The organism is Saccharicrinis aurantiacus, assembly GCF_001660705.2.
Taxonomy (GTDB): Bacteria; Bacteroidota; Bacteroidia; order Bacteroidales; family Marinilabiliaceae; genus Saccharicrinis; species Saccharicrinis aurantiacus.
The window spans coordinates 195,171-216,902 of the sequence record NZ_LYBV02000027.1 but is presented as its reverse complement, the minus strand read 5'-3'; the positions used below and the strand labels follow the sequence as shown (position 1 = coordinate 216,902).

Annotated in this window: 16 protein-coding genes; 11 read left to right on the top strand and 5 right to left on the bottom strand. The window is 37.2% G+C overall.

What is annotated here, in order from left to right; all coding sequences use genetic code 11:
* Positions 1-58: 58 nt before the first annotated feature.
* Positions 59-1,246: a BamA/TamA family outer membrane protein gene (locus tag A8B35_RS12380; protein WP_075603082.1), complete on the bottom strand. Its 1,188-nt coding sequence runs from the start codon at positions 1,244-1,246 to the stop codon at positions 59-61.
* A 264-nt stretch (positions 1,247-1,510) separates the two neighbouring features.
* Here A8B35_RS12380 and A8B35_RS12375 point away from each other — a divergent pair, with 264 nt between their 5' ends.
* The 3 genes from A8B35_RS12375 to A8B35_RS23335 all read left to right on the top strand — a co-directional run bounded on the left by A8B35_RS12375 (position 1,511) and on the right by A8B35_RS23335 (position 4,791).
* Positions 1,511-2,482: a helix-turn-helix transcriptional regulator gene (locus A8B35_RS12375; RefSeq protein ID WP_075603081.1), complete on the top strand. Its 972-nt coding sequence runs from the start codon at positions 1,511-1,513 to the stop codon at positions 2,480-2,482.
* Positions 2,483-2,916: 434 nt separating this feature from the next.
* On the top strand, positions 2,917-4,470 hold the full coding sequence (locus A8B35_RS23340) for an Ig-like domain-containing protein (RefSeq protein ID WP_075603080.1): 1,554 nt from the start codon (positions 2,917-2,919) through the stop codon (positions 4,468-4,470).
* 144 nt (positions 4,471-4,614) lie between these two features.
* Positions 4,615-4,791: a hypothetical protein gene (locus A8B35_RS23335; protein ID WP_171973203.1), complete on the top strand. Its 177-nt coding sequence runs from the start codon at positions 4,615-4,617 to the stop codon at positions 4,789-4,791.
* On the opposite strand, the gene A8B35_RS12365 is transcribed toward A8B35_RS23335, so the two are convergent.
* Positions 4,788-5,354 carry a porin family protein gene (locus tag A8B35_RS12365; RefSeq protein ID WP_075603079.1) on the bottom strand — a complete coding sequence of 189 codons (567 nt, stop codon included), beginning with the start codon at positions 5,352-5,354 and terminating at the stop codon, positions 4,788-4,790. The two genes, A8B35_RS23335 and A8B35_RS12365, sit on opposite strands and share 4 nt — an antisense overlap.
* 153 nt (positions 5,355-5,507) lie before the next feature.
* On the opposite strand from A8B35_RS12365, the gene panB reads away from it, so the two are divergent.
* Both panB and A8B35_RS12355 read left to right on the top strand, forming a co-directional pair.
* Positions 5,508-6,326, top strand: coding sequence for a 3-methyl-2-oxobutanoate hydroxymethyltransferase (gene panB / locus A8B35_RS12360; protein WP_075603078.1), 819 nt, complete (start codon positions 5,508-5,510; stop codon positions 6,324-6,326).
* A 69-nt stretch (positions 6,327-6,395) separates the two neighbouring features.
* Complete coding sequence (locus A8B35_RS12355; protein WP_075603077.1) at positions 6,396-7,088, top strand: RluA family pseudouridine synthase; 693 nt, start codon at positions 6,396-6,398, stop codon at positions 7,086-7,088.
* Positions 7,089-7,223: 135 nt separating this feature from the next.
* On the opposite strand, the gene A8B35_RS12350 is transcribed toward A8B35_RS12355, so the two are convergent.
* Positions 7,224-8,258, bottom strand: coding sequence for a bestrophin family protein (locus A8B35_RS12350; protein ID WP_075603076.1), 1,035 nt, complete (start codon positions 8,256-8,258; stop codon positions 7,224-7,226).
* A 160-nt stretch (positions 8,259-8,418) separates the two neighbouring features.
* On the opposite strand from A8B35_RS12350, the gene A8B35_RS12345 reads away from it, so the two are divergent.
* From A8B35_RS12345 to A8B35_RS12335, 3 genes are all read left to right on the top strand, one after another.
* Positions 8,419-9,426, top strand: coding sequence for an elongator complex protein 3 (locus tag A8B35_RS12345; protein ID WP_075603075.1), 1,008 nt, complete (start codon positions 8,419-8,421; stop codon positions 9,424-9,426).
* 30 nt (positions 9,427-9,456) lie between these two features.
* On the top strand, positions 9,457-10,167 hold the full coding sequence (locus tag A8B35_RS12340; protein WP_075603074.1) for a DUF6873 family GME fold protein: 711 nt from the start codon (positions 9,457-9,459) through the stop codon (positions 10,165-10,167).
* Positions 10,168-10,266: 99 nt separating this feature from the next.
* On the top strand, positions 10,267-14,172 hold the full coding sequence (locus A8B35_RS12335) for a VPS10 domain-containing protein (RefSeq protein ID WP_171973202.1): 3,906 nt from the start codon (positions 10,267-10,269) through the stop codon (positions 14,170-14,172).
* Between the two features lie 75 nt (positions 14,173-14,247).
* Here A8B35_RS12335 and A8B35_RS12330 read toward each other — a convergent pair whose 3' ends face one another.
* Both A8B35_RS12330 and A8B35_RS12325 read right to left on the bottom strand, forming a co-directional pair.
* Positions 14,248-14,742 (bottom strand): GNAT family N-acetyltransferase, encoded by a 495-nt coding sequence (locus A8B35_RS12330; RefSeq protein WP_075603072.1) that lies wholly within the window; start codon positions 14,740-14,742, stop codon positions 14,248-14,250.
* A 35-nt stretch (positions 14,743-14,777) separates the two neighbouring features.
* Positions 14,778-15,953 (bottom strand): helix-turn-helix domain-containing protein, encoded by a 1,176-nt coding sequence (locus A8B35_RS12325; RefSeq protein WP_075603071.1) that lies wholly within the window; start codon positions 15,951-15,953, stop codon positions 14,778-14,780.
* A gap of 196 nt (positions 15,954-16,149) precedes the next feature.
* Here A8B35_RS12325 and A8B35_RS12320 point away from each other — a divergent pair, with 196 nt between their 5' ends.
* The 3 genes from A8B35_RS12320 to A8B35_RS12310 all read left to right on the top strand — a co-directional run bounded on the left by A8B35_RS12320 (position 16,150) and on the right by A8B35_RS12310 (position 21,574).
* Positions 16,150-18,606 carry a sugar-binding domain-containing protein gene (locus tag A8B35_RS12320; protein ID WP_083634434.1) on the top strand — a complete coding sequence of 819 codons (2,457 nt, stop codon included), beginning with the start codon at positions 16,150-16,152 and terminating at the stop codon, positions 18,604-18,606.
* A gap of 133 nt (positions 18,607-18,739) precedes the next feature.
* Positions 18,740-20,560 (top strand): hypothetical protein, encoded by a 1,821-nt coding sequence (locus A8B35_RS12315; RefSeq protein WP_075603070.1) that lies wholly within the window; start codon positions 18,740-18,742, stop codon positions 20,558-20,560.
* A gap of 108 nt (positions 20,561-20,668) precedes the next feature.
* Positions 20,669-21,574, top strand: coding sequence for a family 16 glycosylhydrolase (locus A8B35_RS12310; protein WP_075603069.1), 906 nt, complete (start codon positions 20,669-20,671; stop codon positions 21,572-21,574).
* The last annotated feature ends 158 nt before the right edge of the window (positions 21,575-21,732 follow it).

The following is a 21,732-nucleotide window of genomic DNA, read 5'->3' as shown; positions in this document are numbered from 1 at the left end:
ATCATTGTGTAATTTGAGTGTTTCAATTAATGATGCATAGATATTGGTGTGTTATGGCTTAGAAGGCTTCTGTAATTCCGAAATAAAATACGCCTCCGGATTTTCCTCTAGCATAGTCAAACTTCAAATTGAGTCGTTCGTATGGAAGTAAGCGGTATCTGATTCCTACGTTTGCCATGTGCAACCACTCTGCATTGGTGAAACTTATTGAAGCACCACTCTCATGGTTATCGTTACCAAAAACTTTACCTGTTCCGATGGCTGCTACAAAGCCTAATCTGTGATTTAGCCAAGGGGTTTCTTTTCTGAATTCAATTTCGAAGTTTACCAGGTTCATATCCATATATTGTCCTTGCTCGTAACCTCGTTGTACTGTTCTCCCGGCTCTTCCGTATGAGGACCAGAAGTTGCGCGATGCATCTTCGGATACAAATCTACCTGAAGCATGAACAGCCAGTACATTGCTTACATTATCACGCAAAGTGAAATACTGACGATAATCGGCCATTAAAATATTTTGACTTTCATCGCCCATCATCTGATCCATGCTTATGCTAGCCAATATACCGGTGTATGGATAATTGATATTATCACGTGTATCATACGATGTGTTATAACGTATCCCATGTGTATGCACAAAATCTTCAGAAAAACCATTGGCTTTAAGTAAGGCATCAGCCTCCTCGTTTTGGCCAAATACTTTTCGGCCATTATACATATATCCAACACCTAAATACCAGTTAGATAATATCTGATGTTCAAACATAACATTAGCTATAGCAACATTAGCAGTTACATCAGTGATTGAAGGGGCAATTGTAGGATCTGCAGGATTACTAGACAATAGCATATTTTGATTTATACTGCCATAAAATCCGCCTGCACTAATTCGCCACTTATCTTCGGCTAAAAAGAGTTTGTTATTTAAACCAAGCATATAGCTTTTATTGGTAGTCATTTGCATAAATAGCGCAGATGATGAAGGTGGTGAAACCAAATCACCCTCACTAGGATAGTAATTAAACATGTTAATTAAAGAAATACCCCATTTTGCAGATGGATCATATGATGGCATAGGAACAAAGTTGTACTTTACACCCTTACGTTCTTTCTCATCGTCAAATACGCGTCGCCCGTTTTCATCTAACTCTACTTTGTTTTCTTCAGTATTATCGCTTTTAACATTTTGAGAAAAGGTGCTCAAACCAATGAGCAGGAATGTTATTGTTATAATTATTATTTTCATAATTGTTCCTTTTGTCACTCGCTGTAAATAAGTAATGTGAATACTTCCTTACCTATTACTATGCCAAAGGACTGTTATAAAAAGCCTAATATTTGCACAAAACGGGCAAGCTATTGCACAAAACGGTATTTAAAGTTTGGAGTTACCAAAAACACCAATTATGGTAGAACTAAAAAATATATTCAATCGATTAACGATATTTTTGGTATAAGTGCACAAAGCATTACATTGTAAGCTATATTAGTTAACTAAAAAGCTACGTGTATGAGTGAAGATGGAGCTTTAGAATTTGATACCATAGAACAGCAACCTTTTGATTTTTTCGAAAAACTTATTGAGCTTTATGGTGGAGAATGGGATGGAACACACTTTACCTTAAATAACAATTTGGGTAAGATTAATGTGAATTTATTCAAGTATCCTAACAACTGTATTGTATCCATTGGCGATTATAATTTGAATAAACCCATTAAGATAATTAATAGGCCCAAGGAAAATGAACGAATTGTTGCGGTTCGTATCGGGTTTCATGGTGGGCTTGGTGGAGAGAGTACTCAAATGGGAAACTCAGAGGGTATTTTTATTTACGACGCTAATAAACCCTTTCAGCTTAAGTTTCCAAAGAATAAAACCATTCAGTGGATGTCTATTCGCGTGCCTTTGCAGTTTATAAATAGCTGGACTCCCATAGAGAAACAAGGCTCAAAGCTTATGAATATTTTAAATAACGAGAAAGATTGGTTTTTCTATTACCGCTTGCCACCCGAAATAGAATCGCTAGTGCGCAGCGCTGTTATGCACATGCACAATAAAGATTTGGTTAAGCCAATTATGTATGCACGTGCCTACGAAATAATAGCTCGCCTTTTTGTATTAATTGAAGGTGATGACAGTGCTATAGTAGCAAAGAAAATTCATCCGATTGACTTTTCGCAGATGCACGAAGTAAAGGAAGAATTATTGCAAGATTTTTCAAAGTTACCTAACGTTGAGGAATTGAGTGAAAAGTATGGTATGAGCTATTCTAAGCTTCAACGTTCATTTAAAGCTGTGTTCGGAATGCCCATAAAAAAATTTTACAACCAACACAGACTTGAAGAGGTTAACCGCTTAATTAAATATTCTAGTAAATCTATTTTTGAGATAAGTGACGAGCTGGGTTTTCATAGCACTTCACACTTGAGCCGAACTTTTAAACAACAATTTGGATATACACCTAGTGAAATCAGAAGCTAATTTTTTCAATTCTTAGATACTGTTGGCATGCTACAGTCCGACGTAGATCGTGTTTTAAAATTAAGAGTTACCTAGATAATCATGTGAATAAGCCACCTTAGATTCATTTTCTTAAATGAAGAGTTTGGGAAAAATATCGCCTCTTTTTCTTTATGCCTCTCTCCTCGTCTATTTCAATCATTTCTTAATCAGATTACTTTACCCACCAATAAAATACAATTCCCCACCCTTATAATACATCTCCTAAAAAGGTCTTTATAGCAACAAGCGGTATTTGATAACAAGCCGTTTCAAACACGAACCACAACTTAAAAAAAAGTTTATCTTGACTAGTTTATGTCTAGCTAAGCTTTACCAACACTGCAACTTGCTTTGCTAATTTTATTCCATCAGAATTACGCACATTTTTTAATAATGATTTTAATTAGGATAGGATGAGAAAGAGATTTATAAGCAACATTAATTTACTGTTATGCATTATTGCTGCAACGGCAATGCTTGCTTCATGCGGCGATACTAATGAGGTTAATAATTTTGAACCTGAGGCGAACGATAACTCCTTAATGGTTTTAAAAAACAGTACCCAAGGAAGTGCAAACCAAGTAGATGTTAGTACCAACGATGACATTGGTGGTAACGGAAGTTCAGGTGATGATTATAGCTTACTAACCAAAGCAGAAAACGGCACGGCTACGCATCTTAACGATGGTATTTTTGAGTATATTCCTAATACCGATTACGTTGGTGAAGATGTATTCAAATACCGACTAACAGATAGTTACGGTAAAGAAGCTTATGCCCAAGTAGTAGTTAGAATTGTTGATGAGTTTATACCTATAGCACAAGACAACGAAATGACTGTTAAAATGAACAGTACTGCTGGTGCATCAAATCAAATAGATGTTAGCGAGAATGATGATATTGGCGGTAATGGCAGTTCAGGTGATGATTATTCTGTACTAGAAGAATCCAATAACGGAACTCTCAACCATATAGAAGATGGTATATTTGAATATATTCCAAATCAAGATTATCAAGGAGAAGATAGATTTACATACAAACTTACCGATAGCGAGGGCAAATTTGATGAGGCTACAGTTACAATTACGATAACGAAAGAATTAACTGAGGAGGATTTTGAAAATATAGATCCTAATTTTCCTTCATTTGTATCAATAAACAACACCACGCCCGAAGGTAAAGTATGGGTGAAACAAGATAACATGTCCGACGAATTTGAAAGTGGTTGGGATAACAACAAGTGGTTTCGTTCTGTTTGGAACTATGATCCTCCGGTATTTATGTCGAACGGTACAATAAACTCTGGTGTAGCTGATGGTAACCTTTGGATTAAAGCTACGCTTAACGAGAGTAATCCTGAGGAACGATGGTTTCAGACAGCACGTATACATTCTAGAACAAAAATTAGCTACCCAATGTATACCGAGGCCAGCATTAAAGCGGCACATATTTCGGCCTATAATACCTATTGGTTAAACAACGGAGATATTGATAACAGAGACGAAATTGATATTATTGAAAATAACTCCAAACCTTCGTGTGACTGTCAGCCCGACTTCCCTATGCAAATGAACTCACAGTATTTTCATGCTGACTCTAATTTAAGCCCAAAAGAAATTAGAAACAAAGGCGACTTTAACCAGAGTGGTTTATCGGATGTTAATCCTAAAAAAGGAGTTAAATGGAATGAGGATTATCACACTTTTGGGGTATGGTGGAAAGATTCTAAAAACATACAGTTTTATCTTAACGGAGAACCTGCTGGTAGCGTTGTTGTGGGTGAGCATAACGACGGAACCATTTACGAAGCACGTGAGTTTACCAGAGAACTAGAAATTATATTTGATTTATGGACTGGCGATTTTAATTGGCTAGGCGGATTAGCTTTAAAGGAAGATTTACAGAACGATGCCATCAACACTATGAAAGTTGATTGGGTACGAACTTGGAAATTAGAGGATGAGTAATATTGATTTCAGAAAATAACCCTATATCTAAAGCCCTGGGCATTTTGCTCAGGGTTTTTCTTTTAATATAACCATATCAACATTTCTTGAGCTTATAAATTAATACCCGATATCGAATTATCCGCTAAACTAGCACATGAAGTATTGCAAGTAGGTAATAAGCTTAAAACGGCTATTGACCAGGCAAGTGATGCAAGTAATAATTTATCGGGCATAGCTCAAGACAATGCTAATTCTGCTGATTTTATGCAAAAAAACAGTACTGAATTAAACCTATTAGCCCAAAATTTAAACGAGTTGGTTAAAAAATTTAAATTCTAAAACTGAATGCTTAAGCCTGTTTTAAAATAGGCAACTCCGTATCCGAACTCCATAAAAATGCCTAGTTTTTCATAGAAGTTATAACGTGCTCCTACAAAAATATCACTAGCAAAATAGGCTTTCTTTACCTTATCCTCATTCTGGTCGTTTTTACCTCTCTTAAGGGTAAAACCCAGTATGGCACCTGCATAAACATCAAACTTATTCCATTTAACATCATCGGTCATTTCTACCAAATCAAAATGGTACACACCCTTTGCAGCAAAAGTTGTAAAATTATTACCCTGAGTATATTTATTGTCATCAGACCAATAGTCTAAATAAGAACTGGCAACAGATATTAAACCACCTGCGCTAATATGCCCTACCCCAATCAATTCACTTACATTTTTTTCATACGACATTGTAAACGATGGCGTTTTTGAAGTATACTGATGCTTAGGCAAAGATGCCACACCTAAACCTAATTTAACCAGATGTTCGCCACCTTGCAGAGGTTGGGCAGTGGCTCCAACAATCGCAACTACTGAAATAAATATTGTAAATAATAATCTTTTAATCATGTACCAAGCTTTGAGTGCGCAAAGATATAGGAAAGCAATAAAAGTCGCCCAATTAGTTAAAAAAACTTTTACTAAAGCACATTTACAATGGATATGATTTAGTATAGATACATTTTTATAACTTTGCGGCTTCAAATATTTAAAGTACAGATTATGTCAGTAGCTATGAGTCGCCAAAAAAAGGTGACTACTCACGTATTAAGTGAGATGAAACATAATAAAGAAAAGATTGCAATGTTAACAGCCTATGATTTTTCATTGGCTAAAATAGTTGATTCAGCAGGTATTGATGTAATACTTGTTGGTGATTCAGCATCCAATGTAATGGCGGGTTACGAAACTACCCTCCCAATTACTTTAGATCATATGATTTATCATGGTGCATCTGTAGTGCGCGCCGTTGAGCGAGCTTTAGTTGTTGTTGATATGCCCTTTGGTACCTACCAAGGTAATTCGAAAGAAGCACTAACTTCTGCCATACGTATTATGAAAGAAACTGCTGCCGACTCGGTTAAACTTGAAGGTGGTAGAGAGGTTGTGGAATCGGTAGAACGAATTATTTCTGCTGGAATACCTGTGATGGGCCACTTAGGTTTAACTCCTCAATCTATTCATAAATTTGGTACTTACACTGTTAGAGCCAAGCAAGAAGAGGAAGCGCAAAAGTTAATTGAAGATGCACATTTATTGCAAGAAGCTGGTTGCTATGCTATTGTTTTAGAAAAAATACCTGCTGAATTGGCTGCTAAAGTAGCAGAACAATTAACCATTCCTATTATTGGTATTGGTGCAGGTAGCGGCGTAGATGGACAAGTACTTGTATTGCACGATATGTTAGGTGTAACTCACGAATTTTCACCACGTTTTTTACGTAGATACCATAACCTGTTTGCCGAAATTTCAGGTGCTGTTGGTAATTACATAGAAGACGTTAAAGCTGTTGATTTCCCTAGCGAACGCGAGCAATATTAAACATAGCTATTGATTTGGTAAATAATTGTTGTAACCCAACATTGTTTGCGATTAATTAAATTTCAAAAAATGGATATAGAAGTATTATACGAAGACAACCATATTATTGCCGTCAATAAAAGAAACTCAGAAATAGTTCAGGGAGATAAAACAGGCGATGAAGCCTTAAGTGATAAGGTTAAAGCATATATTAAAAAGAAATACAAAAAACCAGGCGACGTTTATTTGGGTATTGTACACCGAATCGATCGCCCTGTGAGTGGTATTGTTCTGTTTGCAAAAACTAGTAAAGCAGCCTCGCGTTTGAGCAAAATGTTTTTGGATAAAGAGATAAAGAAAACATATTGGGCAGTGGTGAAACAGCTACCCGAATCAGATTCGGGCAGATTGGTGCATTACATGATTAAAAACGAAGAGAAAAATAGATCTAGCGCCTACGACAAACAAAAAAAGAAGTCGAAAGAAGCGATTTTAAATTATCGTTTGGCATCAAGTTCTGCTAATTACCACTTATTAGAAATTGATTTAGAAACAGGACGTCATCACCAAATACGTTGTCAGCTTGCTAAAATAGGCTGTCCTATTCGTGGAGACTTAAAGTATGGTGCTGCTCGCTCACTTAAAGGTGGTGGAATTAACCTACATGCACGTAAGGTTGAATTTATGCACCCTGTTAAAAAAGAACCTATAGTGATAACCGCAAAAACGCCTAAGGAAGACAACCTTTGGATTGAATTTGCCAATATGCTAGGTAAAAAATAATCTGCATTAGCAGAATAAATAAAAGCGGTAAACAAAATTTGTTTATCGCTTTTCTTGTTTAAATATCATATAAGTCTGAAGCTTTATTTAATAGAGACCTTACAAGCAAAGCTCAATAATCAAACTTTAGGCACCCTACATTAAAACACCACTCTTAGTTTTTATTGGTGCTGGTAAATCAGTTTCACCTAGCATCTCCAATAAATCAATCTCTATAGTTCTACAAAGCGATAACATGGGTATATCATTGGGCATCCCCTGAAAAGGATTTTCTGAGTAATCCCCAACTATTTCCATCATCATATAAACCCATCCGATTAAGGCAGTCATCATAACAGAAATTGCAGCTCCCCAAGTTCCTAAATTTATTAATGATGGTATCATCGAAAACGGAACTAAGAAGATAAATATCCCAATAAAAATGCGGCTAAGGTTAGCGTATTGTCTCGGCAAAGGAAACTTTTTAATTCTTTCCGCTTTACCCTGATGATCGTAAAAAGCAGAGAGTGTTTTAGATAATTCCATATGCCTAAAATCGTCAACTAACCCATCGTTCCTCAAGGTTCTTAAATCCCTAGATTGCTCATTAATAATTTGAGTTGCTGTATTAGATGCATTTAATAAATGGTCGTGTTCATCTTTTGGCAAAAGCCGTTGTAATTCATCACCTGTAAGTTCATCCTGCACCAAACCAAGCCCATAATTTTTCTGCATTAACTGCGTTGATAGGCGATATAATATATTTTGATTAATATGTTCCCATTCCGTACTAACTAGCAATTGACTTCTTAGTGCATAAAGCCATGCAATATGCCGATATATCAATCTGCTTTTTACACTTTTTATTTCGGCATCGGATAATGGCTTATTTGTGAATTGATTAGTAATAAAACCATCCACATACATTCCCCACGAACGACTACTATTTACAATACCTCCCCATATTTTGCGAGCTTCCCACATTCTATCGTAGGCACTATTATTTTTAAAACCTACATAAAATGCAACAGCTGTACCAATTATGGAAATAGGTAGCCAAGGTAACTTCAACTCAATTAGGTTATATACATATAAAAAAGCTACTGAAGAAGACCACAGTAATAACCAAATCACATGATGCCCCGACCATTCCATGGCCTGTTTTAAACTTATCCCACGTTTTACAATCATATCTTATTTATTAATAACCAAACACCATTATATAAACTTGTGATAATTGATATTGTTTATCGTAAAACAATCTTCATCAATCTTCCTTTGCAACATTTTATGCTTCTATTTGTGCGGGAAAAATTATCCATGTAGCTTTGTGCATTATTTAATAAAATAAATGGCTAAAAAGAAGCATTCAAATATTCCTATTTTCATTCCTGAATTGGCTTGTCCTCATCAATGTGTATTCTGCAACCAACGCAAAATATCTGGCCAAATTGATGTACCTGCACCCGAAGATATTGCTGATACCATAAAAATGTATTTAAGCAGTATGAATGATGGCCGAACTATTGAGTTGGCTTTTTTTGGAGGTAGCTTCACAGGTATTCCCATTGATTTGCAAGAAGCCTACTTAAAAGCGGCCCAACCGTTTATTAAAGATGGTTCTATTCAGGGCATTCGCCTCTCTACCCGACCTGACTATATTGATGTTGAACGCATGGATTTACTGGCCAAATATGGAGTAATAGCCATTGAATTAGGAGCACAATCAACAAATCAGGAAGTTTTACAAAAGTCGGGACGAGGTCATAATTTTGATGCCATAAAAAACGCCGCTAAACTCATCAAGAGCTATGGTATGGAATTGGGCTTACAAATGATGATTGGTTTACCTACAGATACCAACGAACGTAGCATACAAACTGCAAATGATATTATTAGCTTGGGTGCTGATACAACACGTATTTATCCAACAATTATAGTAAAAGATACCGCCTTAGAAACCTTATTTAATGAGGGCTCATACAAACCATTATCCTTAAGTGAAGCCGTTAATTGGTGCAAAGATATTTTACCTCTTTTTGAAATGTCTGGTGTTAAGGTATTGCGGGTAGGCTTGCACCCTTCAGAAGATTTAGTTGAAGGAAAAAACCTAGTAGCTGGTCCAATGCACGCATCGTTCAAAGAAATGGTGCAAACGGCAATATGGCGAGACTTACTTTTGAAGGAATGTGAAAAAAGTACAACTAAATCTTTCTCTTTTAGTATAACTCCTTCGCAATTTAACTATGCCATTGGATTTAAAGGCAGTAATCGTAACGAACTACATGAAAATGGTTTTTCAATTCGTTTCCAACAAGATACTTCTTTATCAGGATATGAATATAAGGTAGAATACTAAATCATTGAGCTAATTTTTCATCTCATCAATATGGAAACCATAAAAAAAGCAAAACTTGTTCTAGTTGATAATCGTATCATTAGCACTGTACGCAACAAACTCATGCCTTTTGCTGAAAATATTGAAGGATTTAAAAGCAAAGGTATTACCTACAATGCGGTTTCCTGCCATCCAGATGTTTTTATTCATCAAAGCAAAAATAGCAATATAATTGCCCCCAATATCCCATCAAAAATAGTTGAGCTTTTTAATAAAAAACATATCCCCTATCAATTTGGAGAATCTACAGTAGGTACTGATTTAATTGGTAGCACACCTTATAATTGCATTGTCACAGAAGCAGCCATTCTGCATAAAAAAGGCTTTACCGATGCAACAATTCTTAATATAAATACTAATGCTACTTTTATAAACCTACCACAAGCCTATTCCCGATGTACCACTTTGGTTTTGCGCCATGGCTTAGCTGTAAGTTCCGACCATGGAGTGCTAAAAAAACTACGCACACACAATTGGGAAGTTCTGTATTTTGATCCCTCTGACATTCGTATTATTGACCACAGAAACGGCTTTTTTGGCGGGTGCTGTGGCATATTTAACAATACCGTTTTTACCTTGGGTAATCCGCTTCTTCATCAAGATGGAGAGCAGTTCCATGACTTTCTAACTTTACACAGTTTTAAATTAGAAATACTCTCAAACGAAAAGTTATATGATGGCGGTGGAATCCTGTTTTTCTAATATCAGTTATTCATTATCCCCCTTAATCCAGATATCTTATTCGTCCTATTTTCATTCCTGTTTTAGCTACTTTTACTCCGAAAAAATAAATCTATGTTAATGAAAAGAATAACTACATCAATTGTACTTATTATAAGTACACTACTTACTTATGCGCAAAGCTATGGTGGAGGTAACGGGTCAGCCAATGATCCATTCATCCTAAGAACCCCTTCACATTTAAGTTACCTATCTAACACTCCTTCTGAATGGAGTATGAATTACTCTTTTGTACTTGAAGATGATATTAACATGGATGGGGTTACATTTACACCAATTGGCAGCACAGAACAAGTGTTTATTGGAGATGTAAATGGTAAAAAACATACCATCTCTAACTTAAATATTAATACCCCTGGTATAGATTTAGATAACGAAAAAACGCTAGGTGTGGGCTTATTCGGTGCACTTAACGGTAATGTAAGCAACGTGGGTATCATTAATATCTCGTTTCAAGGAGATGGATTTAGTCGCACCGGTGCCATTGCAGGTGTTCTTGATGGCGGATCTATTACCCAATGCTATTCAGAAGGTGGTACATTAGATGTAGGCTCAGGAGGCTGGACTGGAGGCATAGTAGGTGCACTTTTTTCTGGCGGCAATAAAACGGTTGAAGATTGTTACAGTTCATCCAACATAATTGGGAACTGGGGTATTGGCGGTATTGTTGGAGTTAATAGAGGTGAGCACTCCATTAATAGAGTGGCATTTTATGGCAGTGTTTCGAGTGGTAATGCCATTGTTACTATACAAAATGATGCTGACGACAATAACAAAAATGGTATTGCCCCGAGTAATGCATTCTTTGCCACAAGTACTGCAGCTATTGATGCAAATGCGACTGAATTAAATGCTTCGCAGCTTTCAGACGAGGGCAGCTACACTACTTTCGATTTTATAGAAACATGGCACATCAGCGAAAGTGAAAATTACGCTGTTCTGAATCCGATTTACAAAGAACCAGAGGTGGACTTTTTTGAAACCATTAGAACCCAAAGAATCGCATCGAGCGATAAAGTTGAGTGGACACAATTTGGCCCTGGTATGTCGGGCTATAATGAAGAGTTTTGGTGTCATCCAACCGATGTTAACACCATGTTTATGGGACCTGATATGCATGTAACCTATGGCACTTGGGATAATGGAGAATCGTGGTACACCATCAAAGACCAAGATGGCTTAGGTATTGATTTAGAACGTACTCTAGATATTAAGTTCTCTCTTCAAAATCCTGATTATGGGGTAGCTTTGGAGCGACGTGGTTGGGTTTATACCACGCAGGATCGAGGACGAAATTGGACTCAGGTTTCTACACTACCAAAAACCATTGACAACACTTATAATATGCACACTAAGATAGCCATTCATCCTGAAGATGATCAAACATGGTTTATTGGTGCTGGTGGCTTTTGGGATATTAAAAACAATCATCGTTCAGCTGAAAAACCACAAGGAACGCAATCCAGCTCTGCCAGTTATGGCTATATCCTTAAAACCACAGATGCCGGTGCTGGCTGGACTAAAATAGCAACTGATATTTCGGATGATTTAGATGTGGGGCGAATTATTATTAGTCCGATTGACCCCGATATAATGATTATAGCAACAGGGCAAGGTATGTACCGCAGTACAGATGGTGGCACAACCTGGATTTCGAGCGCTTCGGGCTTACCCAATAACCGACCCCGCGACTTATGTATGTATTATGATGGCAACAGCGAATTTATACTATACTGTATTGAACAAACCTTTTTTGAAGACAAAGGAAACACCGTAGAATGTAAAGGAGGAGTATACAAGAGTACAGATAATGGAAATACTTGGCAGAATATATCAGGTAATATAGCCATTGATATGACACAAATTACTAGTAGTACTGAACTCAATTTCTTTCATAAAACAGTAGGTAATTGGTTTGGCATCTCAAGCTCTGATTCGGAGGCAAAATATACTGATTATCCAAGCATTGCATTTCCTACATACAACCGAATTGTTGTGAATCCTCTTGATAAAAACGAAATTTATATCTGTCATAATAAAAAGCACGATAAGAGTTTTGGACCAGGAGAACTTTGGAAAACTACCGATGGCGGCTTAAATTGGATTACCTGTGCTAGGGATGGCAGCTATTGGATTAACGATACCAACAAATCCTATTGGGAAAGTAGAAATAATCCTACTGGTGCAAATATAAAATATGCCCACCTTCAGCGCGAAATGGATCATAGCTCTGCTACATCGGGTAACCGGATGCTTGCTATAAATGCTGATGGAGAGGTATTTATTGGCATTGATCAGCAAACATTGCGTTCTAACGATCATGGCGAAAGTTGGGAACAGGTTGATGATTATGAAACTGAGGAAGGTAGCAAAGCTTGGATCGGTCGTGGAGATAGTAACCTTCCTGGTAGATTTATTTTACATGAAACAGGAATCCCAGATAGAAAGTTACTTTGCTCAGGAGAGCATGGCTTATGGAAAACGGTTGATAATGGTGATTGGCTTGATAAGGAAGCTGTAGCTGTAACACAAATTGAAGGGCAAGTTCACGATGGTGGAGCGCATTCTATATCAACTGTTGCAGTACATCCTAACGACCCAAACACGATATATATATTGAGTTGGAGACAATCGCACAGAGGTAAATTAAGACGAACTACTGATGGTGGTGCTACTTGGGAAAATATTGCCACAATTTTTGAAGCCAGCAACGACAGTTGGGAAGGTTTAGCTATTCAATATTCATTAGTAATTGATCCCGTAAATCCTGATAATATGTATTTCTGTTCCATAAAAAAAACGCTCTCTGAAGTTGGCTCAAGCGTTGATGAGGACGTTTTAACTAAAGGCGGATACGGTGTTTATAGCTCAACGGATGGAGGCTATAACTGGACATTAAGCACTGCAGGTATGCCTAGCAATAGCAGTGTACGAAGAATAGTACTGGACCACGATAATCCAGAAACTTTATATGCATCGCTTAATAAAAATGGTGGTTTATATAAATCGACTGATAAAGGTATTAACTGGACCAAGATAAATACGCCAGATGCGGTTAAGTCGGTTAATTATTTCCATATGAATAAGTCTACTGGCCATATGTATATTTGTACAGGAGAACGAAGCACTGATATTAGCGAAGGTGGTGTATGGAAAAGTATAGATAACGGAAGTACATGGACTCGCATTTTTATAGCTCCATCTGTTTGGCAAGCAGAAACTTCCCCAATTAACCCCGATTTATTAGTAATTAGTTGTGGGGGGCAGTCGGCTAGCCTCGCTGAAGACTTTATGAACCCTGGTGTTTACCTTTCTTTTGATGCAGGTAATAGTTGGGAAAAGGTAAACAATAACTTAGGTCAGCCCAATAAAATTGTAGAAGTTATGCCCGACCCTTATAACGAAAGTCTTTTATGGTGTGCCTCATGGGGAAGCGGCTGGTCAAAAGGTATTATAAAAACTGAAGAAATTAAAGCTATTTGTAGCGATGTTACTGTGAATGCGGGAGAAGAGGTCACTCTTTATGCTCATGGTTCTATCGGTAAAGAGCTTGATTACATTTGGTCTGCCCCCGAAGAAATAGAAGATGGCGTTGCCTATAAACACAAACTAAGTTTTACGGCTCCATATGTTGCTAACGATTCTGTAATAAAAATAAATTTAGGCGTAAGTAATAACGAAGGCTCTGATAATATTGATGTTAATATTACTATAAAAGCAACAGGTACAAGTCTCAGTGATACTGCACACCAAAATGTGACGCTTTTCCCAAATCCTGCTGAAAAGTTTATTACGGTAAAGGGCATTAATATGGATGCCAATTATACGGTACTGTCTGCTTCTGGAAAAGAAATGTTGCGCAGTGAGCAATCCCAAATAAACATCTCCGATCTTGATACAGGATATTATTTACTAAAGATTCAATCAAAACAAGGCACTAGTCACCATCAATTTATTAAAAGGTAAATAACGGGTATAAGGACAAAAAGCGGTTCTTCTAATGAGGAGACCGCTTTTTTTATGCGCAAATAGATTTCAATACTACCCCAATATCTTCTGATAAGCCAGCACGTCGAGTAAGCGATTAAACTTCTCTCCTACCTTTACAAAATGCCCACACTTATTATAGCCACAACGCTCAAATAGTTTAATGCTATTTAGGTTTTCACCCGTAATTATTCCCAATAAATTATTGATTCCATTCTGCAAGGCGATTTTTTCAATCATCAGTAATACTTGTTTCCCAATACCCTTACCGCCAAAATTTGGCTTTAAGTATAAGGTAACTTCTGCTGTTTTTGCATATGCTTGGCGCTTCTTATACGGTGCTAAATAACAATATCCGCAAACCTCTCCTTCAAATTCAACTAAGTACGATTTGTATTTAGCATCACCCACATACATAAACTCTTTCAATTCGTTTATAGAAATATGCTCAGTATGAAATGTGGCAGTAGAGTTAATTATATAATAGTCGTAAATTTCTTTTACTATCTCTAAATCAGATTCGTTAAGTTCATTTAATTGAATATTCATTTTCTTCCTAGGCTATTGTTTATTATAGAAGTTATTTAAAGTGTACCATTTAATATTTCTAACTCAACCAGTGAGCAACTTGTATCGGTTCTGCGTAATCCGCTTACTTCAAATAAAGCATTAAAATATGGATTTCCATCGGGCATTTTTTCATAAAATTCTTTTAACCAATCCATATTAGTGAAATTTCGAACCGTTGCCAAAGTTCCAATATCATTATTCGATGTTAAAAAAATAGCAGTATTGCCATTCTCCAGTGGTGCGTAAGATACCATGGCATACTCTACCCTCGCCTCATCATCAAAGGTGGTAGCATATGTATCAACCTCATTGGGCTTGGAGCTCGTATATCCATCTCTAAATATCTCAAATTGCTTACTATTACGCAGGAATAATGCTTTGGAAGTTTTCATGGTTTTATTCTGTCCCACATAAATAATATTGTGGTTTCTAATTTCCTCAAGCTTAAAGTCAGACTCTAAACACACCTCAAAACGACTATCATTATCCGCAAACCAATTGCAAAGGGTATGTATCACAAAAGGTGCCATCTTAGTCATCATAGTATAATCGGTGGCTCTAATTTGTTCCTTCTTATTCTTTCCTAAATATTTAAGTAAATCACTTTCTGAGTTTATGCCCGATATAAAAGTAGGTTGCCAATTGCCATTCACCTGTTTTTGCTGCAACATCATATGATCCGCCACAACACAAATGGTTTTAGCTTTGGGTTTAAAGTAGTTATCCCAAACAAAAGTATTTTTTGTAGGATATAAAAACGCCACTAAAACCAGTACAGAAGCTATAATACCTAACACGCTTAAATGTTGCTTGGTAAGCGACAACTTCAATACGGTGTTTGAAGCTTCTGCATCCCCTGTACTTTTAGCGCCATAACTTAAGTTATATTGCCCTTTCTCTACATTAAAAATAATAGCATCACTAGTACCAACCGCATCGTAATACTCCGATAGTTTCTTCCTAAGGTTATACATGTATACCCTAACCTTTCCATCGTTCTTTTCAGGATCGTAGTTTTGCTCAAATAATTCTAAACCTATAATATGCTCTTTTACATCATTTCCTTCCTTAGCTTGATTTACTAGAAATTTTAAGAGCCGAATATTTCGGGGCGATTTTTCAAAAATTGGATGACTGCAAATTTTTTGGAGTGCCTCATCTACATCGTGGGTGGTATCGATCTTTTTCATGCTTACAAAAATATAAAACTGATTTAAAATATGGGGTTAATTTAAATCTTTATAAAGGGGTTAAAATCAGCATTGTTAAAAAGGTTAAATAACGGTTAATCCACAGTTGAGCATCACATTAAATAACCAATCGAATGGTATTTTCATACTTTGCAGGCAACAAAATAATTCAATAATTAACACAAAATAATATTTAATGAACTCAATAATTAAATCACTAACTGTATTTATCTGTTGCATTACACTATTCTCTTGCACCAGCGAACAGCAGACAAAAAACGGAAAACACCTTTTTGATTTCGATTGGAAATTTGTAAAAGGAGATATTAAAAATGCCCAACAAACCATCTTTGATGATTCGCAATGGGATAATGTAAATTTACCTCACGATTGGAGTATCGAAGGACCTTTTAGTAAAGAAAATGCCTCGTTTTCGCGTGGCGCCTGGTTGCCTGCCGGAAAGTGTATGTATCGTAAATCGTTTGAGGTATCTGCCAAAGACCAAGGCAAACGATTTGTAATTTACTTTGATGGAGCTTACCGCAACTCCGAAGTATATATTAATGGCCACCTCTTGGGCAAAAGGCCTTTGGGTTACATTGCTTTTCATTACGACTTAACAGATCACCTCAACTATGGTGGAGAAAACACTATAGCTGTTAAACTCGACAATTCTGCGCAACCTGGATCAAGATGGTATACAGGAACCGGCATTTACCGTCATGTACATTTAATTGTTAGCGATAAATTATATGTTCCGGTTTGGGGCAACTACATCCATAGCAACGATTATAACGGAAGCGAAGCCAACCTGAATATAGAAACATGCGTTAAAAACGACTTCGATAAAAAATACGTATTTACCATACGCCATACTGTAATAGATGCTAATGGCAAACAAGTTACACAATACGAAGAGGCCGCTCAATTAGCTTCAAAGGAAGAAAACACCTTTAAATCGATTGTTAAATTAGAGCATCCAAGGGCTTGGAGCCAAAACAATCCACATCTGTATACCATAAAAACAGAATTATTAAGTGGTAGTCAGGTAATGTATTCTGAAGAAAACAAAACAGGTATTCGCAAATTTGAATACAGCAGCGATAAGGGATTCTTTATTAATGGCGTGCACACAAAACTAAAGGGTGTTTGCTTACACCATGCAGGTGGTCCCTTGGGTGCAGCCATTCACCGCAGAACCATTGAGCGACAGCTTGAAGTTTTGAGCGAAATGGGCTGTAATGCAATAAGAACGGCACACAATCCTTTTTCTGAGGAGTTTTTAGAGGTTTGCGATAGTATGGGATTCATTGTTATGAACGAAGTATTTGATGAGTGGGAGAAAATTAAATCGCCCACTACAGTGCAGGATGGAAAGAAAATTCGCATTCCGGTTGATTTTTATGCCAATGAGTTTAAAGAGTGGGCCGATACGGATTTAACAGACTGTTTACTTAGAGACCGAAACCATATATCAATAGCCATGTGGAGTATTGGTAACGAAATTGTACAAATGATGAATCCCGAGGGTGCGCCTATTGGTGAACGTTTGGCAAATATTGTGCATCAGCTCGATTATAGACCTGTAACCAATGGAGTTTATGGTTATGGTTGGAACAAGTGGCCCAATAGCGATGCCGTGGCAACAAGTGATATTTATGGCTACAACTACATTAAGGACGATGGTTTAACGAAGGAGCGCAAAGCGCAGCCAAATACTATGGCAGTTATTACCGAGCACGAGTCGGCACAATCGTTTTACCCACGTGGCACTTATTTATATGGCAAAGAAAAACAAGAATGGTGGGATAAACTCAACTACAAACACGATGATGCCTATGAATGGGTAGAAAAACGCGATATCAGAGGAGAAGTAGGAATGGAAGCCTGGCGCATTGTAAAAACCAGGCCGCATATGATGGGTATGTTTATATGGACTGGATGGGATTATTTAGGCGAGGTGATTCCTTTTGGGTGGCCTGCACGTTCCTCATCATTTGCACCTATTGATTTATGCGGTTTCCCTAAGGATGGCTATTTCTTTTACCAATCGCAGTGGACCGAAGAGCCAATGGTACACATTTATCCACATTGGAATTTAGATGGAATGGAAGGCAAAAAAGTAACGGTTTATGCTTATACCAACGGACAAGAAGTTGAATTATTTCAGGATGGAAAAAGCTTAGGCAAGCAAAAAAACGAAACTGAAGATGTTGAATACCAAGAGTGGGAAGTGATTTATAAGCCTGGTGTTTTAAAGGCGGTTGCCTATAATAATAACCAAGCGGTAGCAAGTAAAACTGTGGCTACAGCAGGTAAAGCCAATACCATTGAGGTAAAAACACGCAAAAATGAGATGAAGGCCAACGGGCAAGATTTAATTTATGTGGAGTGTACCCTTACTGATAAGGATGGTAATGTTGCCCCAAAAGCAAACAACATGCTAAACTTTAGTGTGGAAGGCCCAGCAAGCATAGCGGGTGTCGGCAATGGTGACAATATGTGTCACGAAGCATTTAAAGCCAATAAGCACAGCGCATTTAACAGTAAGTGTTTGGTTATTCTACAATCAACAAAAGAAGCCGGAACCATCAAACTCAATATTCAATCAGATGGCATGGTGGGTAAAAGCATTGAATTAACATCGAAATAATATGATTAGGGACTTATAAAGTAAAGCCCCCTAATTTGTGATTAGTTTGTTACCCTTTATAAGGTCTGTTTTCTCTAATATTGATGCCTAATATTAGAATAAAACAGACCTTTTTTATTAAAAAGCAATACATATGAAAGTATTAAAAACAGCACTATTACTCTGCATACCTCTTTTGGGAACCGCACAGGTTAAGGTAGATATAGATGTGAATACCAAAAAGCAATACGGTAATATATCGCAACTACAACGCGAAAAATTCTTTAACATGCACGCTTCTTCTGCTGAGTTTAGCGAAGACGAACTACAGTATATTAAAGACCTCGGTGTTGGCTTTGGTCGCAGTTTTGGAGGGCCACGTTTAGGCGAGGCCGAAGAAAAAATGGCGCTTCCACGCGAGGAGTATTTATCGCAACTTAAAAAAAATAGAAAAAATACCCTAAAGTGGAGAAAAGGGGATACCAGCATGGAGGAAACAATGATTTCTACCAATCACCCTCCTGGTAAAACAGGCACCAAAGGTTTTAAGTGGAAGGGTGTAGATGCCGATTATTCTGCCGAGGCTGAGTATGCCGTTTTCAATTTTAAAAACTATTACGGTAAAGATGCCAACGGATATATTCCCCTACCAAAATACTTTGAGCCACTAAACGAACCTTATGTACACGCCAAATCTGTGGCAACAAAAGGAAGTGGAATTACGCAAGAACAAGTTAGAATTGAAATGGCACGCATGCATGCTCAGGTGGCTAAAGCTGTCAGAGCTGAAGTGCCTGAAGTAAAAGTGGGCGGATTTGCTTCGGCATGGCCCTCGTTTGAGCTATGGGAATTCCGCCATTGGCAAGAGCGCATGAAAATGTTTATGGATGTGGCGGGTGATGACCTAGACTTTCTTTCTTTTCATATTTACGATGGCAAAAACGTAACTGGTGGCGATTCGTTCCGTTCAGGCAGTAATGCCGAGGCCATCATGGATATTATAAATGCTTATGGCGCCATTAAATGGGGAAAGCCCAAGCCAATTGTTTTATCAGAACATGGAATAACGCGCCCTGATTGGTTCGGAACGCCATACAGTGCCTTACGCGATTGGAAAAACATCCGTTCCATTAACCATCAAATTATGCAATTTATGGATAGACCTGATGAAATAGAAAAGGTAGTTTCTTTTATTACAGGTAAGGCCAAGTGGTATAAAAACCCCGAAGGGAATCCATACCCATGGGTAAGTTTACGTAAAGTAAATGATGAATATGAGTGGACTCATCTAATGAAAATTTATGAGTTTTGGAAAGGTGTAGAAGGAAATTACAGCTCGGTGAAAACTTCAAATCCGGATATCTTAAGTCATGCCTTTGTTGATGGCAACAAGGCCTACATCGCCTTTAGTAACCTTGAAGGCAAAGAAACCCTAGATCTAAACACTATCAATCTGCCTAAAGTAGAAAACCTAAAGGTTCGCAGACTTTTTTTGAAGGATGATGCACCAGCCTTAACCATTACTGAAGCTGATAATAATTTACAATCGCTTAGCATTGGTGCCGATGAAGCCATCATACTAGAGTACACTTTCAGTAAAAAGGTGAAGCAAAAAAAGACCCTTCAAAATAAGATCTATTATGCCAGCGAGTATCTTAAAGAGATTGAAGCCAATCAAGGTATCAACTTTAGTATAGCGGCTACTGATAAAGCACAAAGTGCTACTTTAAAACTGGGAATTTCTCGCCCATTGGAACAGGCTCTAAATGCCAAAATTCTATTTAATGATGCTGAAATCAGCTTCCCAACCAATTGGAAAGGTTACGATCAGAAAGACAGAACTAAAAATGGATTTTTTGGAGTAATTGACATTGAGATACCAAGTGAATTGCTAAAAAATGAGAATAAATTAAGCATCACATTTGACGATGGTACAGGCTTTATTAGCTCTGTTAAACTGAATGTACTAGAATAAGGTAAAAAGTATAAGGTATAAATGATAAACATTATACAATACATACGGATTGCCCGCTTCATCATTCAGAACCGATAACTGGAATAAATAATTTAAACAACATACAAAATGACTATCAAACAACTTTTAACTACTCTGGTATTACTACTGACAATTGGCGCCATAAACGCTCAAGAAAATACGCCTACAAAAAAGAAAACAACGGCACAAGGCCTTACCAAACCTAAAAAGTTTTATAAGGATAGCGTTGATTTTAGCAATGCGCCTAGCCGAAAAAACAACAAATATCCTTTATCTGATCAAAAAAATAATGGCAAATGGAAAATGCTACCTGAGTATAGCGATGAGTTTAATGCCAACACCTTAGATACGAAAAAATGGCACCCAAACAATCCGGGTTGGAAAGGGCGCCAGCCAACTTATTTCCATGGTTCAAATGTTTCTTTAAACGATGGTAACTTAATTATTAAGGTAAACCAACATGGCGATGAACAACTACCAGAAGGCTTTACGCATTCAACGGGTTTTATAAAAAGTAAAAAGAAATTACTGTACGGATATGTTGAGGCGCGCTTAAAGCCAATGGATGCCCCTTGGGTAACGGGTTTTTGGATGACCAACGTAAGTAAAGATTGGTGGACTGAAATAGATATTTGTGAGAACTGTCCGGGTAATCACGACAATGAAAACGACCTGAATTCAAACATTCATGTGTTTAGAGCACCAAAGGATAAGGGTGATGTAAAAGAGCATTTTTCGCGTAACAGCAAATATTATATCCCATTTAAATTGCAAGAAGATTACCATACTTGGGGTTTAGAGTGGGACGAAGATTACATCCGTTTTTACATTGATGGGGTACTGTTTCGCACTGCCGAAAATACACATTGGCACCAGCCTTTAGAAATCAACTTTAACTGCGAAAGTAACAAGTGGTTTGGGGCCCTACCCGACGATAACAGACTTAACGAAGTTTATAAAGTGGATTATTTTAGAGCTTGGCAAAAGAAGTAAATACGGACTTATAATGTATTTTGAGCGCGCATTTTTTTATCTTCATATACGAAAAGCATAGCCTTTTCGTTGTACTACAATAAACGTATTAGTTTGTTGCTATTATTATAGCAAATTGTTTATAGATGCCGAAACGCCTTTGGAAAATGTTCCAAAGG